The 18431-nt window shown below is 44.9% G+C and carries 14 protein-coding genes and 3 rRNA genes; 12 read left to right on the top strand and 5 right to left on the bottom strand.

Annotated features, from left to right (window positions below; translation table 11 throughout):
• The first annotated feature begins 88 nt into the window (after positions 1-88).
• The 10 genes from DESOR_RS04385 (at position 89) to larA (ending at position 12749) form a co-directional block, all read left to right on the top strand.
• The gene (locus DESOR_RS04385; protein ID WP_014183401.1) at positions 89-430 is read left to right on the top strand and encodes an HIT family protein; all 342 of its coding nucleotides are present in this window, start codon (positions 89-91) and stop codon (positions 428-430) included.
• A gap of 1 nt (position 431) precedes the next feature.
• Positions 432-1568: a M20/M25/M40 family metallo-hydrolase gene (locus DESOR_RS04390; RefSeq protein WP_014183402.1), complete on the top strand. Its 1137-nt coding sequence runs from the start codon at positions 432-434 to the stop codon at positions 1566-1568.
• Between the two features lie 165 nt (positions 1569-1733).
• Positions 1734-2429, top strand: coding sequence for a protein-L-isoaspartate(D-aspartate) O-methyltransferase (locus DESOR_RS04395; protein WP_014183403.1), 696 nt, complete (start codon positions 1734-1736; stop codon positions 2427-2429).
• A 71-nt stretch (positions 2430-2500) separates the two neighbouring features.
• Entirely contained in the window at positions 2501-4615 is a 2115-nt protein-coding gene (gene recQ / locus DESOR_RS04400; RefSeq protein ID WP_014183404.1) for a DNA helicase RecQ, read from the top strand.
• A gap of 307 nt (positions 4616-4922) precedes the next feature.
• Positions 4923-6489, top strand: a 16S ribosomal RNA gene (locus DESOR_RS04410).
• A gap of 380 nt (positions 6490-6869) precedes the next feature.
• Positions 6870-9783: ribosomal RNA gene (locus DESOR_RS04415) — 23S ribosomal RNA — on the top strand.
• A gap of 127 nt (positions 9784-9910) precedes the next feature.
• A 5S ribosomal RNA gene (gene rrf / locus DESOR_RS04420) occupies positions 9911-10026 on the top strand.
• The 16S, 23S and 5S rRNA genes sit together here, the layout of an rRNA operon.
• A gap of 226 nt (positions 10027-10252) precedes the next feature.
• Positions 10253-10447, top strand: coding sequence for a hypothetical protein (locus DESOR_RS27265; protein ID WP_158309007.1), 195 nt, complete (start codon positions 10253-10255; stop codon positions 10445-10447).
• Positions 10448-10589: 142 nt separating this feature from the next.
• On the top strand, positions 10590-11453 hold the full coding sequence (locus DESOR_RS30520; RefSeq protein WP_014183405.1) for a sugar diacid recognition domain-containing protein: 864 nt from the start codon (positions 10590-10592) through the stop codon (positions 11451-11453).
• Between the two features lie 33 nt (positions 11454-11486).
• On the top strand, positions 11487-12749 hold the full coding sequence (gene larA / locus DESOR_RS04435) for a nickel-dependent lactate racemase (protein ID WP_014183406.1): 1263 nt from the start codon (positions 11487-11489) through the stop codon (positions 12747-12749).
• Positions 12750-12838: 89 nt separating this feature from the next.
• Here larA and DESOR_RS04440 read toward each other — a convergent pair whose 3' ends face one another.
• Positions 12839-13060, bottom strand: coding sequence for an alpha/beta-type small acid-soluble spore protein (locus DESOR_RS04440; protein ID WP_014183407.1), 222 nt, complete (start codon positions 13058-13060; stop codon positions 12839-12841).
• Between the two features lie 365 nt (positions 13061-13425).
• Here DESOR_RS04440 and hypA point away from each other — a divergent pair, with 365 nt between their 5' ends.
• Positions 13426-13767, top strand: a complete 342-nt coding sequence (gene hypA / locus DESOR_RS04445) for a hydrogenase maturation nickel metallochaperone HypA (protein ID WP_014183408.1) — start codon at positions 13426-13428, stop codon at positions 13765-13767.
• Complete coding sequence (gene hypB / locus DESOR_RS04450; protein WP_014183409.1) at positions 13767-14441, top strand: hydrogenase nickel incorporation protein HypB; 675 nt, start codon at positions 13767-13769, stop codon at positions 14439-14441. Before hypA ends, hypB begins: the two co-directional genes overlap by 1 nt.
• A 51-nt stretch (positions 14442-14492) precedes the next feature.
• Here the strand turns inward: hypB and DESOR_RS04455 are convergent, their stop codons facing one another.
• Genes DESOR_RS04455 through DESOR_RS04470 form a run of 4 tightly spaced genes read right to left on the bottom strand, consistent with a single transcriptional unit; the run spans position 14493 to position 18230 of the window.
• On the bottom strand, positions 14493-14981 hold the full coding sequence (locus DESOR_RS04455; protein ID WP_014183410.1) for a HyaD/HybD family hydrogenase maturation endopeptidase: 489 nt from the start codon (positions 14979-14981) through the stop codon (positions 14493-14495).
• Positions 14982-14983: 2 nt separating this feature from the next.
• Positions 14984-15574: a Ni/Fe-hydrogenase, b-type cytochrome subunit gene (cybH, locus tag DESOR_RS04460; protein WP_014183411.1), complete on the bottom strand. Its 591-nt coding sequence runs from the start codon at positions 15572-15574 to the stop codon at positions 14984-14986.
• Between the two features lie 16 nt (positions 15575-15590).
• Complete coding sequence (locus tag DESOR_RS04465) at positions 15591-17153, bottom strand: nickel-dependent hydrogenase large subunit (protein ID WP_014183412.1); 1563 nt, start codon at positions 17151-17153, stop codon at positions 15591-15593.
• Positions 17154-18230 carry a hydrogenase small subunit gene (locus DESOR_RS04470; RefSeq protein ID WP_014183413.1) on the bottom strand — a complete coding sequence of 359 codons (1077 nt, stop codon included), beginning with the start codon at positions 18228-18230 and terminating at the stop codon, positions 17154-17156.
• Positions 18231-18431: the final 201 nt, after the last annotated feature.

Below are 18431 nucleotides of genomic sequence, written 5' to 3' on the forward strand. Positions count from 1 at the left end.
ATGCTTAATCCCTTGACTTTTCTTGGAAAACAGGTTTTTATTAACATAGAGTTGAAAGGATAAAAGCAAATATGTTGGAGGGATACAGATGAGCGATTGCGTTTTTTGTGGGCTGCCCGAGACAGTGAATTTAGTAGAGAACGAACTTGTCCGGGCTTTTTTTGATAAGTATCCTGTCAGTAAAGGACATGTTTTAATTGTTCCTAAAAACCATGCTTCCAGTATTTTTGAGGCAACTCCTGAAGAAATGGCGAGTGTCGGAGATCTTCTGCCAAAGGTAAAAAAATTGCTGGATGAGCAATTCCATCCTGATGGCTATAATATTGGCGCAAATACAGGTGCAGTTGCTGGGCAAACTGTGTTTCATTGGCATATCCATGTAATTCCTCGCTATAATGGAGATGCAGGTAAAGTGAGGTGGCATACATAATATGGTCAATAGGGAAAGAGTGTTGGCTGAGTTTTGGGAATTGATTCGCATTGACTCTCCTACTAAGAACGAGCGACAAATCGCGGATATTCTTAAGGAACGTTTAAAGAGTATGGGTTTAAGCGTCACTGAAGATAATGCCGGGCAGAAAATTGGCGGCAATTGCGGCAATGTTTATGCCTACTTTAAAGGAAACTTATCAAAGGCGCCAGTTGTTTTGTTTTCAGCACATATGGATACGGTGGGTCCCTGTCTGGGTATTCAACCGGTCTTAACCAATGGAATTATTACTTCGGCTGGACCGACAATTTTAGGAGCAGACGACAAATCTGGTATTGTGCCTATTTTAGAAACAATCAGAGTAATTCAAGAGCAAAATATTCCCCATGGCGATATCCAGGTTATTTTCAGCATTGCCGAAGAGGGGGGGCTTAACGGCTCTAAAAACTTAGACAAAACACTGTTAAAAGCCGACTTGGGATTTGTCATGGATTGTGTTGGCGGACCGGGTGAGATCGTGCTTGCTGCTCCGGGGCAAGATCGTTTGGATGTAACAATTAAAGGTAAGTCGGCTCACGCCGGCTTTGCTCCGGAAGAAGGCATAAGCGCAATCGTAGTGGCAGCAAAGGCTATTGCCAATATGCCTACAGGCAGGATTGATGAAGAAACTACGGCAAACATTGGGACCATTCAAGGAGGCAGAGCTACAAATATTGTCGCCGATGAGGTCAGAATCGCTTGTGAAGCGAGAAGCCGGAATTTAAAGAAACTGGAACGTCAAACCGCTTTAATGTGTGAAGGGTTTAAGCGTTGCGCCCAGGAAATGGGTGCCGTTGCAGAAATTGAAGTGAATCGTTTGTATGAGCCCTTTAGTTTGAATATAGAATCCCAGGTTGTGGATATCGTAAGCCAAGCTGCCCGGTCAGCAGGTTTTAATGTCGTTACTGGGGTTACCGGCGGGGGCAGTGATGCCAATAATTTTAACCTATATGGTGTTCCTTGCGCAGTGTTAGGGACTGGAATGCAAAAGCCCCATACGACCGATGAATGTATCGAGGAAGAGGATTTATATCGGACAACAGAATTATTAATTGAAATTGTTAAACTCGTTGCTGCGAAAGAAAAAACGAGTAAGTAAACTATAATGAAATAAGTCGTTACAGATTATTAGCCACGATTTGGTAACACGTTACTAAATCGCGGCTGATTTTTTATTTATGTATGAAAATATTAAAGTAAACAAAAGTAAAATTAAAAAGACGAACCTGGATAAACTATAGAAAACAGGAAAAGGTGAGTTGGCTTGAACAAAGAATATCGTAGCAATGATTTAAATGGACGTTGTGCAGAACGCGAGTGGATGGTTCATACTCAGCTCATGAGTCGTGATATATCAGATGAGGCAGTTATTAATAGTATGGTTAGGGTTCCGCGGCATAGGTTTGTTATGAATGATAAACAAGAACTGGCATATTACGATACTGCTCTGGAGATAGAAGCGGGACAAACTATTAGTCAGCCCTACATGGTTGCCCTTATGGCCCAGGCCTTAAAGTTAAAAGCAAGTGATAGAGTCCTGGAAGTGGGAACGGGTTCAGGATATTCTGCAGGAATACTATCTCAAATAGCATCAAGAGTTTATACTATAGAACGGCATCAGGAACTAGCTAAGTCGGCTGAAGACCGTCTTAATAGTCTGGGCTATAATAATATTGAAGTTCATGTGGGTGACGGTACTCTGGGGTGGGCAGAAAAGGCGCCCTTTGATGCTGTTTTAGTAACCGCAGGCGGCCCTGTTATTCCGGATCCTTTACTGGAGCAATTAGCCGTAGGCGGTCGTTTGGTTATTCCGGTTGGAGAAGACAGAGGAGAACAACATTTGCTGCGTGTGAAGAAAACGGTATCCGGCAAATTGATTAAAGAAGATTTGGGAGCGGTGCGGTTTGTTCCATTGATTGGAACTGAAGGCTGGAATGACGAGAATGGAAGGTTAAGTTAGCCCTTTCCCCAGGTTTTTTTGTTATAATGAGGACAGTTGAACAAGTTTTATATGAGGAGATGTTCTTTATTATGATAGAAAAAGCCTTGGAGGTTTTGCAAAGGTATTTTGGGTATACTCATTTTCGAGATGGCCAGCAAAAAGTGATAGGAAGTTTACTCCAAGGCTCAGATACAATAGCCATTATGCCGACTGGGGCAGGAAAATCCCTCGCTTACCAAATTCCGGCTCTCTTGTTTAAGGGGACGACGCTCGTTATATCTCCACTGATTTCTTTGATGAAAGATCAGGTGGATGCTCTCCAGCAATATGGAGTTCCTGCCACCTTTATCAATAGTTCTCTTACTTTAAGCGAAGTTAGGTCCAGAGTTCAAAAGGCAGTACAGGGGCAGTATAAGCTTTTGTATATTGCACCTGAGCGATTAGAGTCTGATAGTTTTAGAGGTTTATTACAGTCTCTGCAGGTTTCTTTCATGGCAATTGATGAAGCACACTGTGTTTCTCAGTGGGGGCACGATTTTCGCCCCAGCTACCTGCATTTAGGGCCTTTTCTTAAATCTTTGCCTAGAAAACCTTTGATTGGAGCATTTACGGCAACGGCAACTGAAGAAGTTCAGACGGATGTTGTCCGGTTATTGGGGTTAACGAAACCGAATATTTTTGTGACAGGATTTGATCGTCCTAACCTCACATTCTCTACGTTACGAGGGGAAAATAAAAAGGAATTTGTCCTTGAATATATAAAAAATCATGAAGATCAGCCGGGGATTATATACGCAGGAACCCGTAAAGAGGTGGATAATCTCAATAATTTTTTAGTAAGAAGCGGTATTAAAGCTGGAAAATATCATGCGGGCTTGTCTGATGCAGATCGTCAAAAAAGTCAAGAAGATTTCCTATTTGATAAAATAACTGTGATGGTGGCCACTAATGCCTTTGGAATGGGGATCGACAAATCCAATGTGCGTTATGTCATTCATTATACTATGCCAAAGAATATGGAAGCCTATTACCAAGAAGCGGGGCGCGCAGGGCGAGACGGGGAGCCGGGAGATTGTATTTTATTGTTTTCCCCTCAAGATGTCGTCCTGCAGCGATATTTAATTGAACAAACAGTTTTCCATCCCGAGCGAAAAATGAATGAACTCAAGAAACTTCAGGGAATGGTGGATTACTGCCATACCCCTCGATGTTTGCGAAAGACGATCCTGGAGTACTTTGGTGAAAATGATATTCCGGAGGAATGCGGTAACTGCAGCAGCTGTAACGACGAAGGGGAAGTGATGGATATTACCCTGGAGGCTCAGAAAGTCTTTTCCTGTATTTATAGGATGCGGGAACGTTTTGGGATTGGTTTGGTTGCCGAGGTGTTAAAGGGCTCTCGCAAAGCGAAGATACGAGAGCTGCGTTTTGATGAGCTTTCAACCCATGGAATTATGCACGATACAGCGCTTCAGGAAATTAAGGACCTTATTAATTATTTCGTAGCAGAGGGTTATCTGCAGTTATCCAATGGAGAATACCCTGTGGTAAAACTCTTGCCTAATGCGGTTTCCGTCTTGAAGGGGGAAGGAAGAGTTAGCAGAAAGATATCACCAAAGACTTCTCGTCAGGAATCTGATAAAGACAGCTTATTCCATCGCTTACGTGCTTTGCGCAGAGAGATAGCTATGCGGGAAAACCTGCCGCCATATATGATTTTTTCGGATAGTACTCTAAGAGAAATGGCTCAAAATTGCCCTCTGAATAACAGGGCATTGCTTCAAATCAGCGGAGTCGGAGAGCGTAAGTTAGAGAAATATGGGAACGAGTTTTTAGCGGTCATCTCAAGTTATTGTGGTGAAGTAAAGAGTGCAGAGGCACCCTCGGAAAAATCTTATACTCCTGTAACAGAAAAAGTTGCCAGTCATCTTCAGACTTTGCGAATGTACCAAGAAGGTTATTCCTTAGATGAGATAGCAAAAATCAGGAAGGTAACTCCGATTACAGTGCAGAATCACCTGGTGCGCTGTGGAATGGATGGAGAGGTCGTTCCCTGGGATGAATTTATACCGGAAGAACAAGAAGACAATATCTTAGCAGCGATTCGCCAGGTAGGCGGGGAGAGGCTGCGTCCCATTAAAGATATTGTCGGAGATGATGTAGAGTGGTTTACGATTCGAGCAGTTATAGAAAAACATAAGTGAACTTTGAATTTTTTACGTTTAATTAGTGTTGACCTTTGCTAAAAAAAGTGCTATCATTGCAAATGTCGCTTTTGAAGTCAACTGCATGAAGAATATTGTGGAAAAAACGGTATAATAATTATATGTTGACAGAAAACGCAAAAGATGGTACTATAACTGAGTGCCACGAAGCAAATGAGTGGCGAAAACAAAATGGTCTTTGGTCTTTGAAAACTAAACAACAAGGACAGCCAATGAGAGAGACTCGCAAGAGTTTCGAAATAAATCATGAGTCAATCATCTTCTTTAAAGAAGTTTGAGATAACTTTTTTTGGAGAGTTTGATCCTGGCTCAGGACGAACGCTGGCGGCGTGCCTAACACATGCAAGTCGAACGGAGAATTGAATAAGCTTGCTTAGACAATTCTTAGTGGCGGACGGGTGAGTAACGCGTGGGTAACCTGCCCATAAAGCCGGGACAACCCTTGGAAACGAGGGCTAATACCGGATAATCTTAGATTCTGGCATCAGGATTTAAGGAAAGATGGCCTCTGAACATGCTATCGATTATGGATGGACCCGCGTCTGATTAGCTAGTTGGTGGGGTAAAGGCCTACCAAGGCGACGATCAGTAGCCGGCCTGAGAGGGTGAACGGCCACACTGGGACTGAGACACGGCCCAGACTCCTACGGGAGGCAGCAGTGGGGAATCTTCCGCAATGGACGAAAGTCTGACGGAGCAACGCCGCGTGTATGATGAAGGTCTTCGGATTGTAAAGTACTGTCATTGGGGAAGAACGGTCTTTTTGAAAATATTGAGGAGACATGACGGTACCCAAGGAGGAAGCCCCCGGCTAACTACGTGCCAGCAGCCGCGGTAATACGTAGGGGGCGAGCGTTGTCCGGAATTATTGGGCGTAAAGGGCGCGTAGGCGGATGCTTAAGTCCGGTGTGAAAGATCAGGGCTCAACCCTGAGAGTGCATCGGAAACTGGGTATCTTGAGGACAGGAGAGGAAAGTGGAATTCCACGTGTAGCGGTGAAATGCGTAGATATGTGGAGGAACACCAGTGGCGAAGGCGACTTTCTGGACTGTAACTGACGCTGAGGCGCGAAAGCGTGGGGAGCAAACAGGATTAGATACCCTGGTAGTCCACGCCGTAAACGATGAGTGCTAGGTGTAGAGGGTATCGACCCCTTCTGTGCCGCAGTTAACACAATAAGCACTCCGCCTGGGGAGTACGGCCGCAAGGTTGAAACTCAAAGGAATTGACGGGGGCCCGCACAAGCGGTGGAGCATGTGGTTTAATTCGACGCAACGCGAAGAACCTTACCAGGGCTTGACATCCACAGAACTCCGTGGAAACATGGAGGTGCCCTTCGGGGAGCTGTGAGACAGGTGGTGCATGGTTGTCGTCAGCTCGTGTCGTGAGATGTTGGGTTAAGTCCCGCAACGAGCGCAACCCCTGTATTTAGTTGCTAACGAGTAAGGTCGAGCACTCTAGATAGACTGCCGGTGACAAACCGGAGGAAGGTGGGGATGACGTCAAATCATCATGCCCCTTATGTCCTGGGCTACACACGTGCTACAATGGCCGGTACAGACGGAAGCGAAGCCGCGAGGTGAAGCCAATCCGAGAAAGCCGGTCTCAGTTCGGATTGCAGGCTGCAACTCGCCTGCATGAAGTCGGAATCGCTAGTAATCGCAGGTCAGCATACTGCGGTGAATACGTTCCCGGGCCTTGTACACACCGCCCGTCACACCACGAAAGTCTGCAACACCCGAAGCCGGTGGGGTAACCCGCAAGGGAGCTAGCCGTCGAAGGTGGGGCCGATGATTGGGGTGAAGTCGTAACAAGGTAGCCGTATCGGAAGGTGCGGCTGGATCACCTCCTTTCTAAGGAGAACGGTTTAGAGCTTCGGCTTTAAACGAACATCCTATTGGTCGGTGCTTTCGAAAAATGAGGTTGTAAAACCAAATTTGAAGAAAGATCAATATAGAGTCGAAGGACTCAAGCCGAGGGATCGGCAACTCATTGGATTGAAGCTGTTGTTTAGTTTTGAGAGACCAGGAGGCATTCGAGATATTGGATGAATAATGGGACCTCATTCACTCAAGGATTGAGGGGAAAGCAAACTGCTTGACTGACAGTCCTTAAATTTTTGTTGTTCTTTGAAAACTGCATAGAGAAAAGCAAATGCGAGTAAAGTCGAGAATTCACAACGAAAGGTCTGGTAACACAGACGTTTCGAATAAACCTAAAAGTAGCAAGAGTAGGTCAAGCTACTAAGGGCGTACGGTGGATGCCTAGGCGCTAAGAGTCGAAGAAGGGCGCGGTTAACAGCGAAATGCCACGGGGAATCGTAAGCAGGTATTGATCCGTGGATACCCGAATGGGGCAACCCAACCGGAGTCATGTCCGGTTATCATTAGCTGAATCCATAGGTTAATGAAGACAACCCGGGGAACTGAAACATCTAAGTACCCGGAGGAAAAGAAAGAATCATCGATTCCCTAAGTAGCGGCGAGCGAACGGGGAAGAGCCCAAACCAGTCCCCTTGGGGGCTGGGGTTGTAGGACCCTCTTTTAAGAATGGATTTCTAGTCGAACAGATCTGGAAAGGTCGAGCAAAGAAGGTAACACTCCTGTAGACGAAAGGAAAACATTCTGTGAGGGAATCCTGAGTACCGCGGGACACGTGAAACCCCGTGGGAAGCAGGGAGGACCACCTCCCAAGGCTAAATACTACTTAGCGACCGATAGCGAACCAGTACCGTGAGGGAAAGGTGAAAAGCACCTCGGAAGAGGAGTGAAAAAGAACCTGAAACCGTGCGCTTACAAGCAGTCACAGCACGTAAGGTGTAGTGGCGTGCCTTTTGTAGAATGAACCGGCGAGTTACGGTATGTAGCGAGGTTAAGACGGGAAGTCGGAGCCGAAGCGAAAGCGAGTCTGAAAAGGGCGAAGAGTTACATGCTGTAGACCCGAAACCGTGTGATCTACCCATGGCCAGGGTGAAGGTGGGGTAAAACCCACTGGAGGCCCGAACTCACTGTCGTTGAAAAGGCAGGGGATGAGCTGTGGGTAGGGGTGAAATGCCAATCGAACACGGAGATAGCTGGTTCTCCCCGAAATAGCTTTAGGGCTAGCCTCAATTGATGAATGACGGCGGTAGAGCACTGAATAGGCTAGGGGCCTTACCAGGTTACCGAACCTTATCAAACTCCGAATGCCGTTATGTTTAGATTGGGAGTCAGACTGTGGGTGATAAGATTCATAGTCAAAAGGGAAACAGCCCAGACCATCAGCTAAGGTCCCCAAGTATACACTAAGTGGGAAAGGATGTGGAATTGCTCAGACAACCAGGATGTTGGCTCAGAAGCAGCCACCATTTAAAGAGTGCGTAATAGCTCACTGGTCGAGTGGTTCTGCGCCGAAAATGTAACGGGGCTCAAGTGTATCACCGAAGCTATGGCTTGCGCTTCATGCGCAGGGGTAGGGGAGCGTTCTATCAGCAGAGAAGTCAAACTGGAAGGTTTGGTGGAGTGGATAGAAGTGAGAATGCCGGTATGAGTATGCGAAAAGGAAGGTGAGAATCCTTCCCGCCGAAAATCTAAGGATTCCTGGGGAAGGCTCGTCCGCCCAGGGTAAGTCGGGACCTAAGCCGAGGCCGAAAGGCGTAGGTGATGGACAACTGGTTGAAATTCCAGTACCACCTAGAAATGTTTGAGCAATGGGGTGACACAGAAGGATAGGTTAAGCCAGCCGTTGGTCGAGCTGGCCCAAGCGAGTAGGATGTAGGGCAGGCAAATCCGCCCTGCGAGAATCTGAGACGTGATGGGGAGCGAACATAAGTAGCGAAGTAACCAACTCCAAGCTGTCAAGAAAAGCCTCTAGTGAGTGACTAGGTGCCCGTACCGTAAACCGACACAGGTAGATGGGGTGAGAAACCTAAGGCGCGCGAGAAAACCCTCGTTAAGGAACTCGGCAAAATGGCCCCGTAACTTCGGGAGAAGGGGCGCTCTTAGCAATAAGAGCCGCAGAGAAAAGGTCCAGGCGACTGTTTAACAAAAACACAGGTCCCTGCTAATCCGAAAGGAGATGTATAGGGGCTGACACCTGCCCGGTGCTGGAAGGTTAAGAGGAGAGGTTAGGGGTAACCCGAAGCTTTGAATTGAAGCCCCAGTAAACGGCGGCCGTAACTATAACGGTCCTAAGGTAGCGAAATTCCTTGTCAGGTAAGTTCTGACCCGCACGAAAGGTGTAACGATCTGGACACTGTCTCAACGAGGGACTCGGCGAAATTGTAATACCCGTGAAGATGCGGGTTACCTGCGACAGGACAGAAAGACCCCATGGAGCTTTACTGCAGCTTGACATTGGATTTTGGTATAAAATGTACAGGATAGGTGGGAGACTAAGAAGCTAGGGCGCCAGCCTTGGTGGAGTCGACGGTGGGATACCACTCTTTTTGTACTGAAATTCTAACCTGGGCCCCTGAATCGGGGTTAGGGACAGTATCAGGTGGGCAGTTTGACTGGGGCGGTCGCCTCCTAAAGAGTAACGGAGGCGCCCAAAGGTTCCCTCAGCGCGGTTGGAAATCGCGCGCAGAGTGTAAAGGCAAAAGGGAGCTTGACTGCGAGACCAACAAGTCGAGCAGGGACGAAAGTCGGGCTTAGTGATCCGGTGGTACCGAGTGGAAGGGCCATCGCTCAACGGATAAAAGCTACCCTGGGGATAACAGGCTTATCTCCCCCAAGAGTCCATATCGACGGGGAGGTTTGGCACCTCGATGTCGGCTCATCGCATCCTGGGGCTGTAGTAGGTCCCAAGGGTTGGGCTGTTCGCCCATTAAAGCGGTACGTGAGCTGGGTTCAGAACGTCGTGAGACAGTTCGGTCCCTATCCGTCGCAGGCGCAGGAAATTTGAGAGGATCTGTCCCTAGTACGAGAGGACCGGGATGGACGAATCCCTGGTGTACCAGTTGTTTCGCCAGAGGCACAGCTGGGTAGCTATATTCGGATCGGATAAGCGCTGAAAGCATCTAAGCGCGAAACCGGCCTCAAGATGAGATTTCCCACGAGCAATAAGCTCGGTAAGACCCCTGAAGGAAGATCAGGTAGATAGGCCAGGTGTGGAAGCGCGGTGACGTGTGGAGCTGACTGGTACTAATCGGTCGAGGGCTTGACCTAAGAGTTGCGAAAAAGGTTTGAGTGGTTCAGGTTCAAAGATAATACTTGCAAAAGCGAAGATCTATGCAGTTTTGAGAGAACAGCGATCCATTGGGAATGATCCAATGGAAAGTGACAATCTCAAACATCTGGTGATAATGCCGGAGGGGTTCCACCCGTTCCCATACCGAACACGGTAGTTAAGACCTCCAGGGCCGATGATACTTGGGGCATAGCCCCTGGGAAAGCAGGACATCGCCAGGTAAACAAGCGAAAGGCCATCTCTTTATGAGATGGCCTTTCGCTTGTTTTAGTTATCTTTGCCACCTCATCTAGGGCAAGTTTTAGATTCGTCAGTACTGACGAATCTGGGGAGTCGGGGTTCCACCCGTTCGATCCACACTGCAGGAGTGTGCGTCTGGGGACGCAGTGTGGCGAAAAGCTCACCTTCGCCACGAAGTATTCCTATGTGGCGGGTGGCTCGGCGATAATGTCCACCGGACATTATCGTGCTTTTCGTATACCGAACACGGAAGTTAAGACCTCCAGGGCCGATGATACTTGGGGCATAGCCCCTGGGAAAGCAGGACGTTGCCACCTCATCAGGATATGTTCCAAATTCGTCGGCGCAGATGAATTTGGGGAGTACCGGTTCGTTTGGGGATTCATTGCAGGGACAGCGTAAAGAATTTCGTGAACAAAATATCAAACAATTCAGTTAATAATATGTTAAAATATACAAAAAGGAAATTTAATCTACTTTTATGGTCCGACCGTCAGACAATATGTTATAATGTGACGGTACAAATAGAAAGGGAGATGAATTTGTGGTCACTAAACTTAGTGATTTTATAGCTAATAAAATAATTAACTTTATTCATGAACAATGCGGTTTTGCTGTTATTGTCTGTGATGATTCAGGGATAATCATTGCCGATTCGGCTCAAACTAGAATAGGGGTACAGCATAAAGGAAGTCATCAAATCATGACCACAAATATCGACAGTACAGCTGTTACACCTGAAGAGGCTGCTGCTTCTGATGGAAAATTAAAAGAAGGATACAACATCGCAATAAAAGTAGACGGTTTTAAAGTTGGTACATTTGGAATTGCCGGCCCCTTAGATATAGTCACACCTGTTGCAAAAATAGCAGCGGGAATGGTGGCAATGATGTTAAGGGATGAGGAATTGAAGGATATCATCCGTAATCAAGTACATGCTTTAGGTCGTGCTATTGAAAGAGCAGTGAGTGCAGTACAGCAAACAGCTGCTTCGGCACAAGAAGTTGCTTCTATTAGTCAAACTATTGCTGCTGAGGCTCAAGAGGGGGAGAATCAACTCCATTCAACCGCAGATATACTAGAGCTAATTCGTAAAGTTGCTAAACAAACAAATCTTCTTGGCTTAAATGCAGCAATAGAAGCCGCACGAGCAGGAGAACAGGGCCGCGGTTTTTCAGTTGTAGCCGGCGAAGTTCGTAAGTTGGCTGATGAAAGTCACCGTGCAGCCATAGAAATCAATGGTATTTTGTTAGAATTTCAATCGATTATTCAAAAGGTTACTTCAAGTTCATTACGTAATAGTGCTGTTACTCAAGAACAAGCGAAAGCTAATCAAGAGATCGCACAATTGATAGAAGGTTTACAAGTCGTAAGCAGTGAGTTAAAAACCTTGGCTTTGAGTTTATAATCATAGCAAGAATAACATTAAAAGGAGAATAGTATGGAAGTTTCATTGGCCTATGGTAATCATGGATTAACGATCAATGTTCCTGAACACTCTAGAGTGGTTGAACCTCATCATTTAAAGGCACCAGAGGATGATCATGGGCTTGTGTTACAGGTTCTACGCCATCCAATAGGTACCAAACCTCTTAAAGAGATGGTCAAGCCCACGGACAAGGTTGTAATTGTAATTAGCGATATTACCCGACCGACACCAAATCACAAATTAGTTCCATGGCTGCTTGAAGAACTATCTCATGTCCCCATCGAAAATGTTACCGTACTTAATGGGCTTGGGACTCATCGAGATCAAACCCGGGAAGAGTTTATTCAAATGTTGGGTGAGACTGTAGTTAATACTGTGCGTTTAGTAAACCACCATTGTCATGAAAAATCAGAACTTACTAATTTGGGAAAAAGCAGCATTGGCTGTGATGTTTATTTAAATAAAGAATATGTCGAGGCTGATTTTAAAATTGTAACAGGGTTTATCGAGCCTCATTTTTTTGCAGGCTTTTCCGGTGGACCCAAAGGGATTATGCCTGGTATCGCAGGGATTGAAACTATTTTAACTTTCCACAACGCAAAAATGATTGGACATCCCATGGCTACCTGGGGAAAATTAGAAAGTAATCCTCTTCAGGAAATGGCCAGAGAGGTGAACAGTTTTTGCAAGCCGGATTTTCTTTTGAATGTAGCTCTTAATGGAGAGAAAGAGATTGTCAATGTCTTTGCTGGTGAGTTGACTGAAGCTCATGCAGCGGGGTGTACCTATGTCAAGGAACAAGCCATGGCTCGCTGTGATAAGCGATATGATGTTGTCATTACTTCCAATGCCGGTTATCCTCTCGACCAGAATTTATACCAGGCTGTAAAAGGCATGGATGCTGCTCGGATGATTGTGAAAGAAGGAGGAACAATTATTTGTGCAGCAGAATGTAGTGAAGGTATGCCTGAGCACGGAAACTTCAAAGAAATCCTTAAGATGCGTAGCACACCTAAGGAACTCCTGGAAATGATTAATGAACCCTCTTTCCAAATGTTTGATCAATGGGAAGCTCAAAGGTTAGCGATGATTCAAGAGTGGGCAGATGTGTATGTATACTCTACTTTGCCTGAAGAATCCACCAAAATTGCCAAATTAAAAGCCACGAAGAATATCGAACAAACTCTAAATGAACTTAAGAATAAATATGGTAATGAAATGAGTATTGCTGTGCTGCCCTTTGGACCTTTTACAATACCCTATGTTGAAGAGTGAACCTACATATGGAACCTAAAAGCGCTAAAGAGCAATTAAGCTTTAAATGCAAGGGGACGACTCAATACATCGTCCCCTTGCCAACGTTATTAATCTATTATTTTAGAACCTTGTTCTGACATTTCTTTTTCGGCGAAGTTAATCATCTTCTTAACCATGTTTCCGCCTATTTGTCCGACTTCTCTGGTCGTCATATTGGCGAACCCTTTTTCTTGAATGTCATCGTCTAAATCTAACTCTTCAGCCACTTCCCACTTCAGTTCATCCAACTGTCTTTCGGATTCAGGAACTTCAGGCGTATTATGACTCATATAACCCATCCTCCTTTTTCAGTTGCAATATTTTTAGACAGTATTATCCTAACCATCTTGAAAAACTTTATTCCACATAGTTTTATGTATAAATTACCATACTAATATAGTTACTCCTCAAATTGGCGCTGAACTTTTTATTATTTAGAGGTTGCTTTAAATCTTGGTGTAAAGCCTGAGGATTGTATATTCAATTTAAATGTTAACAAGGATATTTTAATCTTCTTGTCGAAGTTATTTTATTAGCCCAAAAAGTGAGAATTATTAGAAAACCTGGCCGGCGCCGGAAGAAATCGTCTTCGCACACGTCAACTTTGTGGTGAAGCTGTCAGGTGCATGAAAACTGCTATAGAAAGGAAATCAATGTGCACGAAATGTCTTTGATGGGAGGAGTATTTGAGGTCATTGGACAGACTCTCTCTCAGCATAAAATAAAGAGAGTACTTCAGGTAAAGCTAAAAGTGGGTGAACTAACAAATGCGGAACCAGACGCTTTACAAATGGCCTTTGAAGCTTTTAGCAAAGGCACTGTTTGTGATGGCGCAGAATTAATTATTGAGCGTGTGCCCGTGACAGGACGATGTCGGAGCTGTCATCAGGAGTTCAAAATTAAGAGCTTGTTTTTCCTCTGCCCAAACTGTTCAGACAACAATATTGAGGTAATTGAGGGAGAGGAACTTCTATTGGAAAGCCTGGAGGTGGAATAATGGAATCAAGTCGTCGCGAAATTGAGGTTATGGCTAATTTGCTTAATTCAAATGATACTCAGGCAGAAATAAATCGCGATCATTTCTCAAAGCATCATTGTTTAGCGATAAATATGATTGGCTCCCCTGGGGCAGGAAAAACATCACTTTTGGAAAAAACTTTGCCCCTTTTATCTCAGACTCTGCATGTTGGAGTAATCGAGGGAGATATTTTTACCAGTAAAGATGCAGATCGTATAGCATCCCATGAAATACCGGTTATACAGATTAATACCGGCGGTGGCTGCCATCTTGACAGCAAAATGGTAAGTAAAGTGTTCCCTGAATTTGACTGGACCGCCTTAGATCTTATGATTATTGAAAATGTCGGTAACCTGGTTTGCCCTGCTGACTTTGATTTGGGAGAAGCATTTAAGGTTATTGTCCTAAGTATTGTCGAAGGGGACGACAAACCGTCGAAATATCCTGTCATATTCAGAAATGCTAAAGCAGTTGTTTTAAATAAGATGGATCTGGAAAAACTGACTGATGTTAATATGGAGACAATGAAGCGGGATATACTTACGATTAATCCACACATCAGAATTTTTGAAGTATCCTGTCGCAATGGAAATGGATTAGATGAATGGGTTGGCTGGCTGGGAGAAGAGGTCGGCGATTTTAAGAAACGATAAGAACAACAAAGAGCCTTCCACTACTTTAAAAGCGGTGGAAGGCTTTTACAATTAAGTCTCAGTAAACTTTCCTTGGGTTTGTATGGATTCAATTTCTTTATGAACTAACTCTGTTAATTTGGGGAATAGTGCTTGGATCTCTGGGCTTATCTCCAATCCCCATTCTAAACACTTAGGCTGTATACCGAAGATTAAGGTTTGCGGAGCTTTTCCTAAGACATTTGCCATGGTAAGGACCTCAATAATACCAATTTGATGAAATGATACTTCATATTGTTCAGGCATTATTTGCAGGTCGCCAGGCTGAAAACGGAACAACGCTCCTGGTTCAGCGTCAGCATTTAAGGCATCTACGATAATAAGATAGTCGACATCTTGTATTAAATGTACGAGTTCAAGGCCGGCTGTACCTCCCTCGAGTAGTTCCACATTGTCGGGGAGAGTACTTTTTGCTAGTTCGTCCAAAAAGCGAACTCCTAAACCTTCGTCAGATAAGAGGATGTTTCCTACTCCCATCACCATAATCTTAGGTGATTGCATAATTAAGCGTTTTTCTCCTTTCTAATTTTGCCAAAAAACATGAATAGAAACTGATCATAGGCAGCGGTGAAAACAAGGTACAAATGAACGGCGATGACTGCGATAAAAAGCCACATCAAGAGATAATGGAATCCTCGAACAGCAGCTAAACCGCCAAAATAGCCGGCCAAACCTGACAATTGTTCGGGCTTGTAGAGAATGAACCCGGTAATAGCCTGAACTACCGCCATGATAGGCAAGGCGATATAAGCTAACTTTTGCAGGGGATTATACTTCCCGGTTTCAGGATGTTCGCCAAGAAATAAATAATATTTTATTTGCGGCCAAAATGTTTTTATATCCTGGGAGTTAATAAAGAAAGTATCATAATCTTTATATTTCCCAAAAAAGGAGTAATAGAAACGGACAATGCCATTTATGAGCAAGAAAAACATAAAGATAAAATGCAAGTTCCGAATAAAGCTCATGGGCATTCCCGGATAAGGGGAATGAATAAACCAACCTGTGATCATTAAGACTAAAAAGTTGATTAAATTGATCCAGTGGCTAATGCGCTGAAACAATGGGTGGTCTAAGTCTAATTGGCTAGACATGTCCTTCCCTCCTTTATTACCAGCCGATCTGGAATTTTTTAATGTCGTTTGTTTCCGGATGGATAAGGTGAATTGCACAAGCAAGGCATGGGTCATAAGAACGGACAACTCTTACGATGTTGACCGGATTTTCCAGATCCGGAACCGGTACACCGATGAGAGCTTGTTCCACCGGACCTTTGACACCCTGATCGTCTCGGGGCGAGAAATTCCAGGTGGTTGGAACAACCATTTGATAGTTCTCAATTTTATGATCAGCGACTTTGATGAAATGCCCCAATGAACCACGTGGGACCTCCGTCATGCCGGCGCCTAGCCCTTCAGCCGGAGCTTCCCAATGGTCTGTATCGTGAATTCGGAAATCTTTTGAACCCATCTCTTTCTCTAAAGCATCTAACCAGTTAAACATATCTTGAGCGAGAAGCAAAGTTTCATAGGCTCGTGCAGCATGACGCGCAACGGCACCTGGTTTGATACCATACTTGGCTATAATATCCATGAGGCCTTGGGGCTGCATAACCAGCATGCGGGCCAGAGGACCCACCTCAATAGGCTTGCTGTTATAGCGGGGAGCTTTAACAAAGGTGTAGGCGCCATTCTTACCGAGATCAGGTACGGTATCTTCTGTATATGGAGTCTTGCCGTTTGCGCTGGCTTTATACCAAGAGTATTGAACGTCTTCGGTGATTTTAGCTTCATCAACGGCGATAATATTGCTTAAATCCCCATCCATGATGACACCAGGTTTAAAGAAGAAATCTTGACCAGCATCATCAAGACCAAATCCTCCGTAGGACAGGTAATTGGGACTTCCTCCGCCAACTCCGGCTTGAGCCAGAGGCAGAAGGGGACCGGTTCCGAAGGCTAAAACATCCTGTAAATAGGTTTTTTCGATAAAGTTAAGCTGTTCATAGAGCATGGAACGGAATTGCTCTACCACCTCGATGTTAGGCAACATTGTCACGCCGCCCACAACAATCGAAGATTGGTGTGGCTGTTTTCCGGCAAATAAAGCGGACATTTTTTTGGCCTTTGCCTGCATTTCTAGGGCTTTAAGGTAATGGGCAACCGCCATAGTTACTAATTCAGGATCGTTCACACTGAAATCATCAGGTTTGTAACGAGGAGTCAGAGGAGCGGTATCACCGGCGGTAACCAGTTTTACAATTTTATCCTTGACCGCCAGAAGTCCAGGGTCTTTTCCTTGATATTGAGCAACAGCCATGACATCAATATAGTCCAGAGCGCTTAAATGATAAAAATGAAGAGGGTGGTCATGGAGATACATAGCACCTAAGATCAGATTTCGTATCAAGCGCCCTCCAGCTGGAACCTTTGCACCAAAGGCTTTGTCAAGTGCCAAAGAGGAGGCCCAGCCATGGGAACCCGCACATACTCCGCAAACGCGTTCTGTGACAAAAGTAGCATCCCTGGGATCACGTCCACGGAGCATCGCTTCAATTCCCCGGTACATGGTCCCTATGACATGGGCATCAACGACTTTGCCATTTTCGACTTCAACCTCAACTCTTAAATGTCCTTCAATACGTGTTAAAGGATCGATAACTACTTTCGCCATTTACATGTCCTCCTTATGATCCTTTTTACTCAGTCTCCCGCTGGCGGCCGTTGCAACTAAATGTACACCAAGGCCTACGGCAGCAGCGCCACCGATAACCGTTCCGACGGTATCCGCATCAACTTGCCCAATTCCCGGAAGTTTAAAGATTTCCTGCTTAGCGTATAAAGGACTAAATCCTTTATAGAAGTCTTTCTCTGAACATCCGGAGCAGGGAGAACCTGCATTGATACAGAAGTTGGCGTTATCATTCCACCATACCTGGGCACAGTCGGTATAAGTTTTGGGACCTTTGCAGCCCTTTAAAATCAGGCAATACTCTTTTTGGAGAGGATCATTCCAATCCGTTAAGAATTCACCGTTTTCAAAGTGGCCTCGTCGTGGACAGTTGTCGTGGAGCAAGGATCCATAGAAAGCTAGCGGACGATTTTGTGAATCTAATTCCGGGGCTTTTTGGTAAGTTAAGTAATAAAGGATTGTACCAATTAAAGTAGTAGGTTTGACAGGACAGCAAGGCAGGTTGATGACGGTTTTGTTAATTCCCTCGTTTCTAAGAATTTCCGCTACCCCGGCAGCACCGGTTGCACAAGCTCCTGGAATTCCAGCCCCCTCAGAGGCACAGCTTCCAATGGCTATAATTACCTGAGCTTTTTCAGCAGCTTCAATTAATATTTTTTTGAAGGGTCGGCCTCCGACCATACAGAAACGGTCTTCGGTTGCAGGACATGAGCCTTCAACAACCAGAACGAAGTTTTCTTTAAGAGTGTTTTGGTAGGCTTCCTCGGATGTATAACCAGATGCAGCCATAATAGTTTCATGATAACGAATGGAAAGCATGTCTAGAACAAGTTCAGCAGGTGAAGGGTTTAAAGTGGAAATGGCTGATTCAGTGCACCCGGTACAATCCATTCCTTCCAACCACATGACGGGTGGCTTATTAAGAGCTTGTTCGAGGGCATTGGCTGCTTGAGGGACGACAAATTCGGGCAACCCAAGTGCCGCAGTTGTTGCTGCAACCAATTTCATAAAATTACGTCTAGAGATCCCTTTGGCGTTAAGTAAATCAAAATTCCCCATACTATGCAGAACACCTCCTGAGTATTAATAGATCATTTAACTATGAGGCCATATTTTAAGAAAACTATACTAAACATATATTCTGGGAAACTCTTTGTTTTCCTCTTAAAGGAAAGAATATTTTGAAGATTGGTAATTTTGATTTATAATTTCGTAATTAGAAATAATTATGGGCAAAACTTGACAAATTCGAAATTTGAT

Origin of the sequence: Desulfosporosinus orientis DSM 765, from assembly GCF_000235605.1 — a bacterium.
GTDB lineage: Bacteria > Bacillota > Desulfitobacteriia > Desulfitobacteriales > Desulfitobacteriaceae > Desulfosporosinus > Desulfosporosinus orientis.

Coding starts and splice junctions, on each gene's coding strand:
- hypB (WP_014183409.1), top strand. CDS start 13,767: ATGGAATCAAGTCGTCGCGAAATTGAGGTTATGGCTAATTTGCTTAAT.
- DESOR_RS27265 (WP_158309007.1), top strand. CDS start 10,253: ATGTCCACCGGACATTATCGTGCTTTTCGTATACCGAACACGGAAGTT.
- DESOR_RS04455 (WP_014183410.1), bottom strand. CDS start 14,981: ATGCAATCACCTAAGATTATGGTGATGGGAGTAGGAAACATCCTCTTA.
- DESOR_RS04385 (WP_014183401.1), top strand. CDS start 89: ATGAGCGATTGCGTTTTTTGTGGGCTGCCCGAGACAGTGAATTTAGTA.
- recQ (WP_014183404.1), top strand. CDS start 2,501: ATGATAGAAAAAGCCTTGGAGGTTTTGCAAAGGTATTTTGGGTATACT.
- DESOR_RS04465 (WP_014183412.1), bottom strand. CDS start 17,153: ATGGCGAAAGTAGTTATCGATCCTTTAACACGTATTGAAGGACATTTA.
- DESOR_RS04470 (WP_014183413.1), bottom strand. CDS start 18,230: ATGGGGAATTTTGATTTACTTAACGCCAAAGGGATCTCTAGACGTAAT.
- DESOR_RS04390 (WP_014183402.1), top strand. CDS start 432: ATGGTCAATAGGGAAAGAGTGTTGGCTGAGTTTTGGGAATTGATTCGC.
- larA (WP_014183406.1), top strand. CDS start 11,487: ATGGAAGTTTCATTGGCCTATGGTAATCATGGATTAACGATCAATGTT.
- DESOR_RS04440 (WP_014183407.1), bottom strand. CDS start 13,060: ATGAGTCATAATACGCCTGAAGTTCCTGAATCCGAAAGACAGTTGGAT.
- cybH (WP_014183411.1), bottom strand. CDS start 15,574: ATGTCTAGCCAATTAGACTTAGACCACCCATTGTTTCAGCGCATTAGC.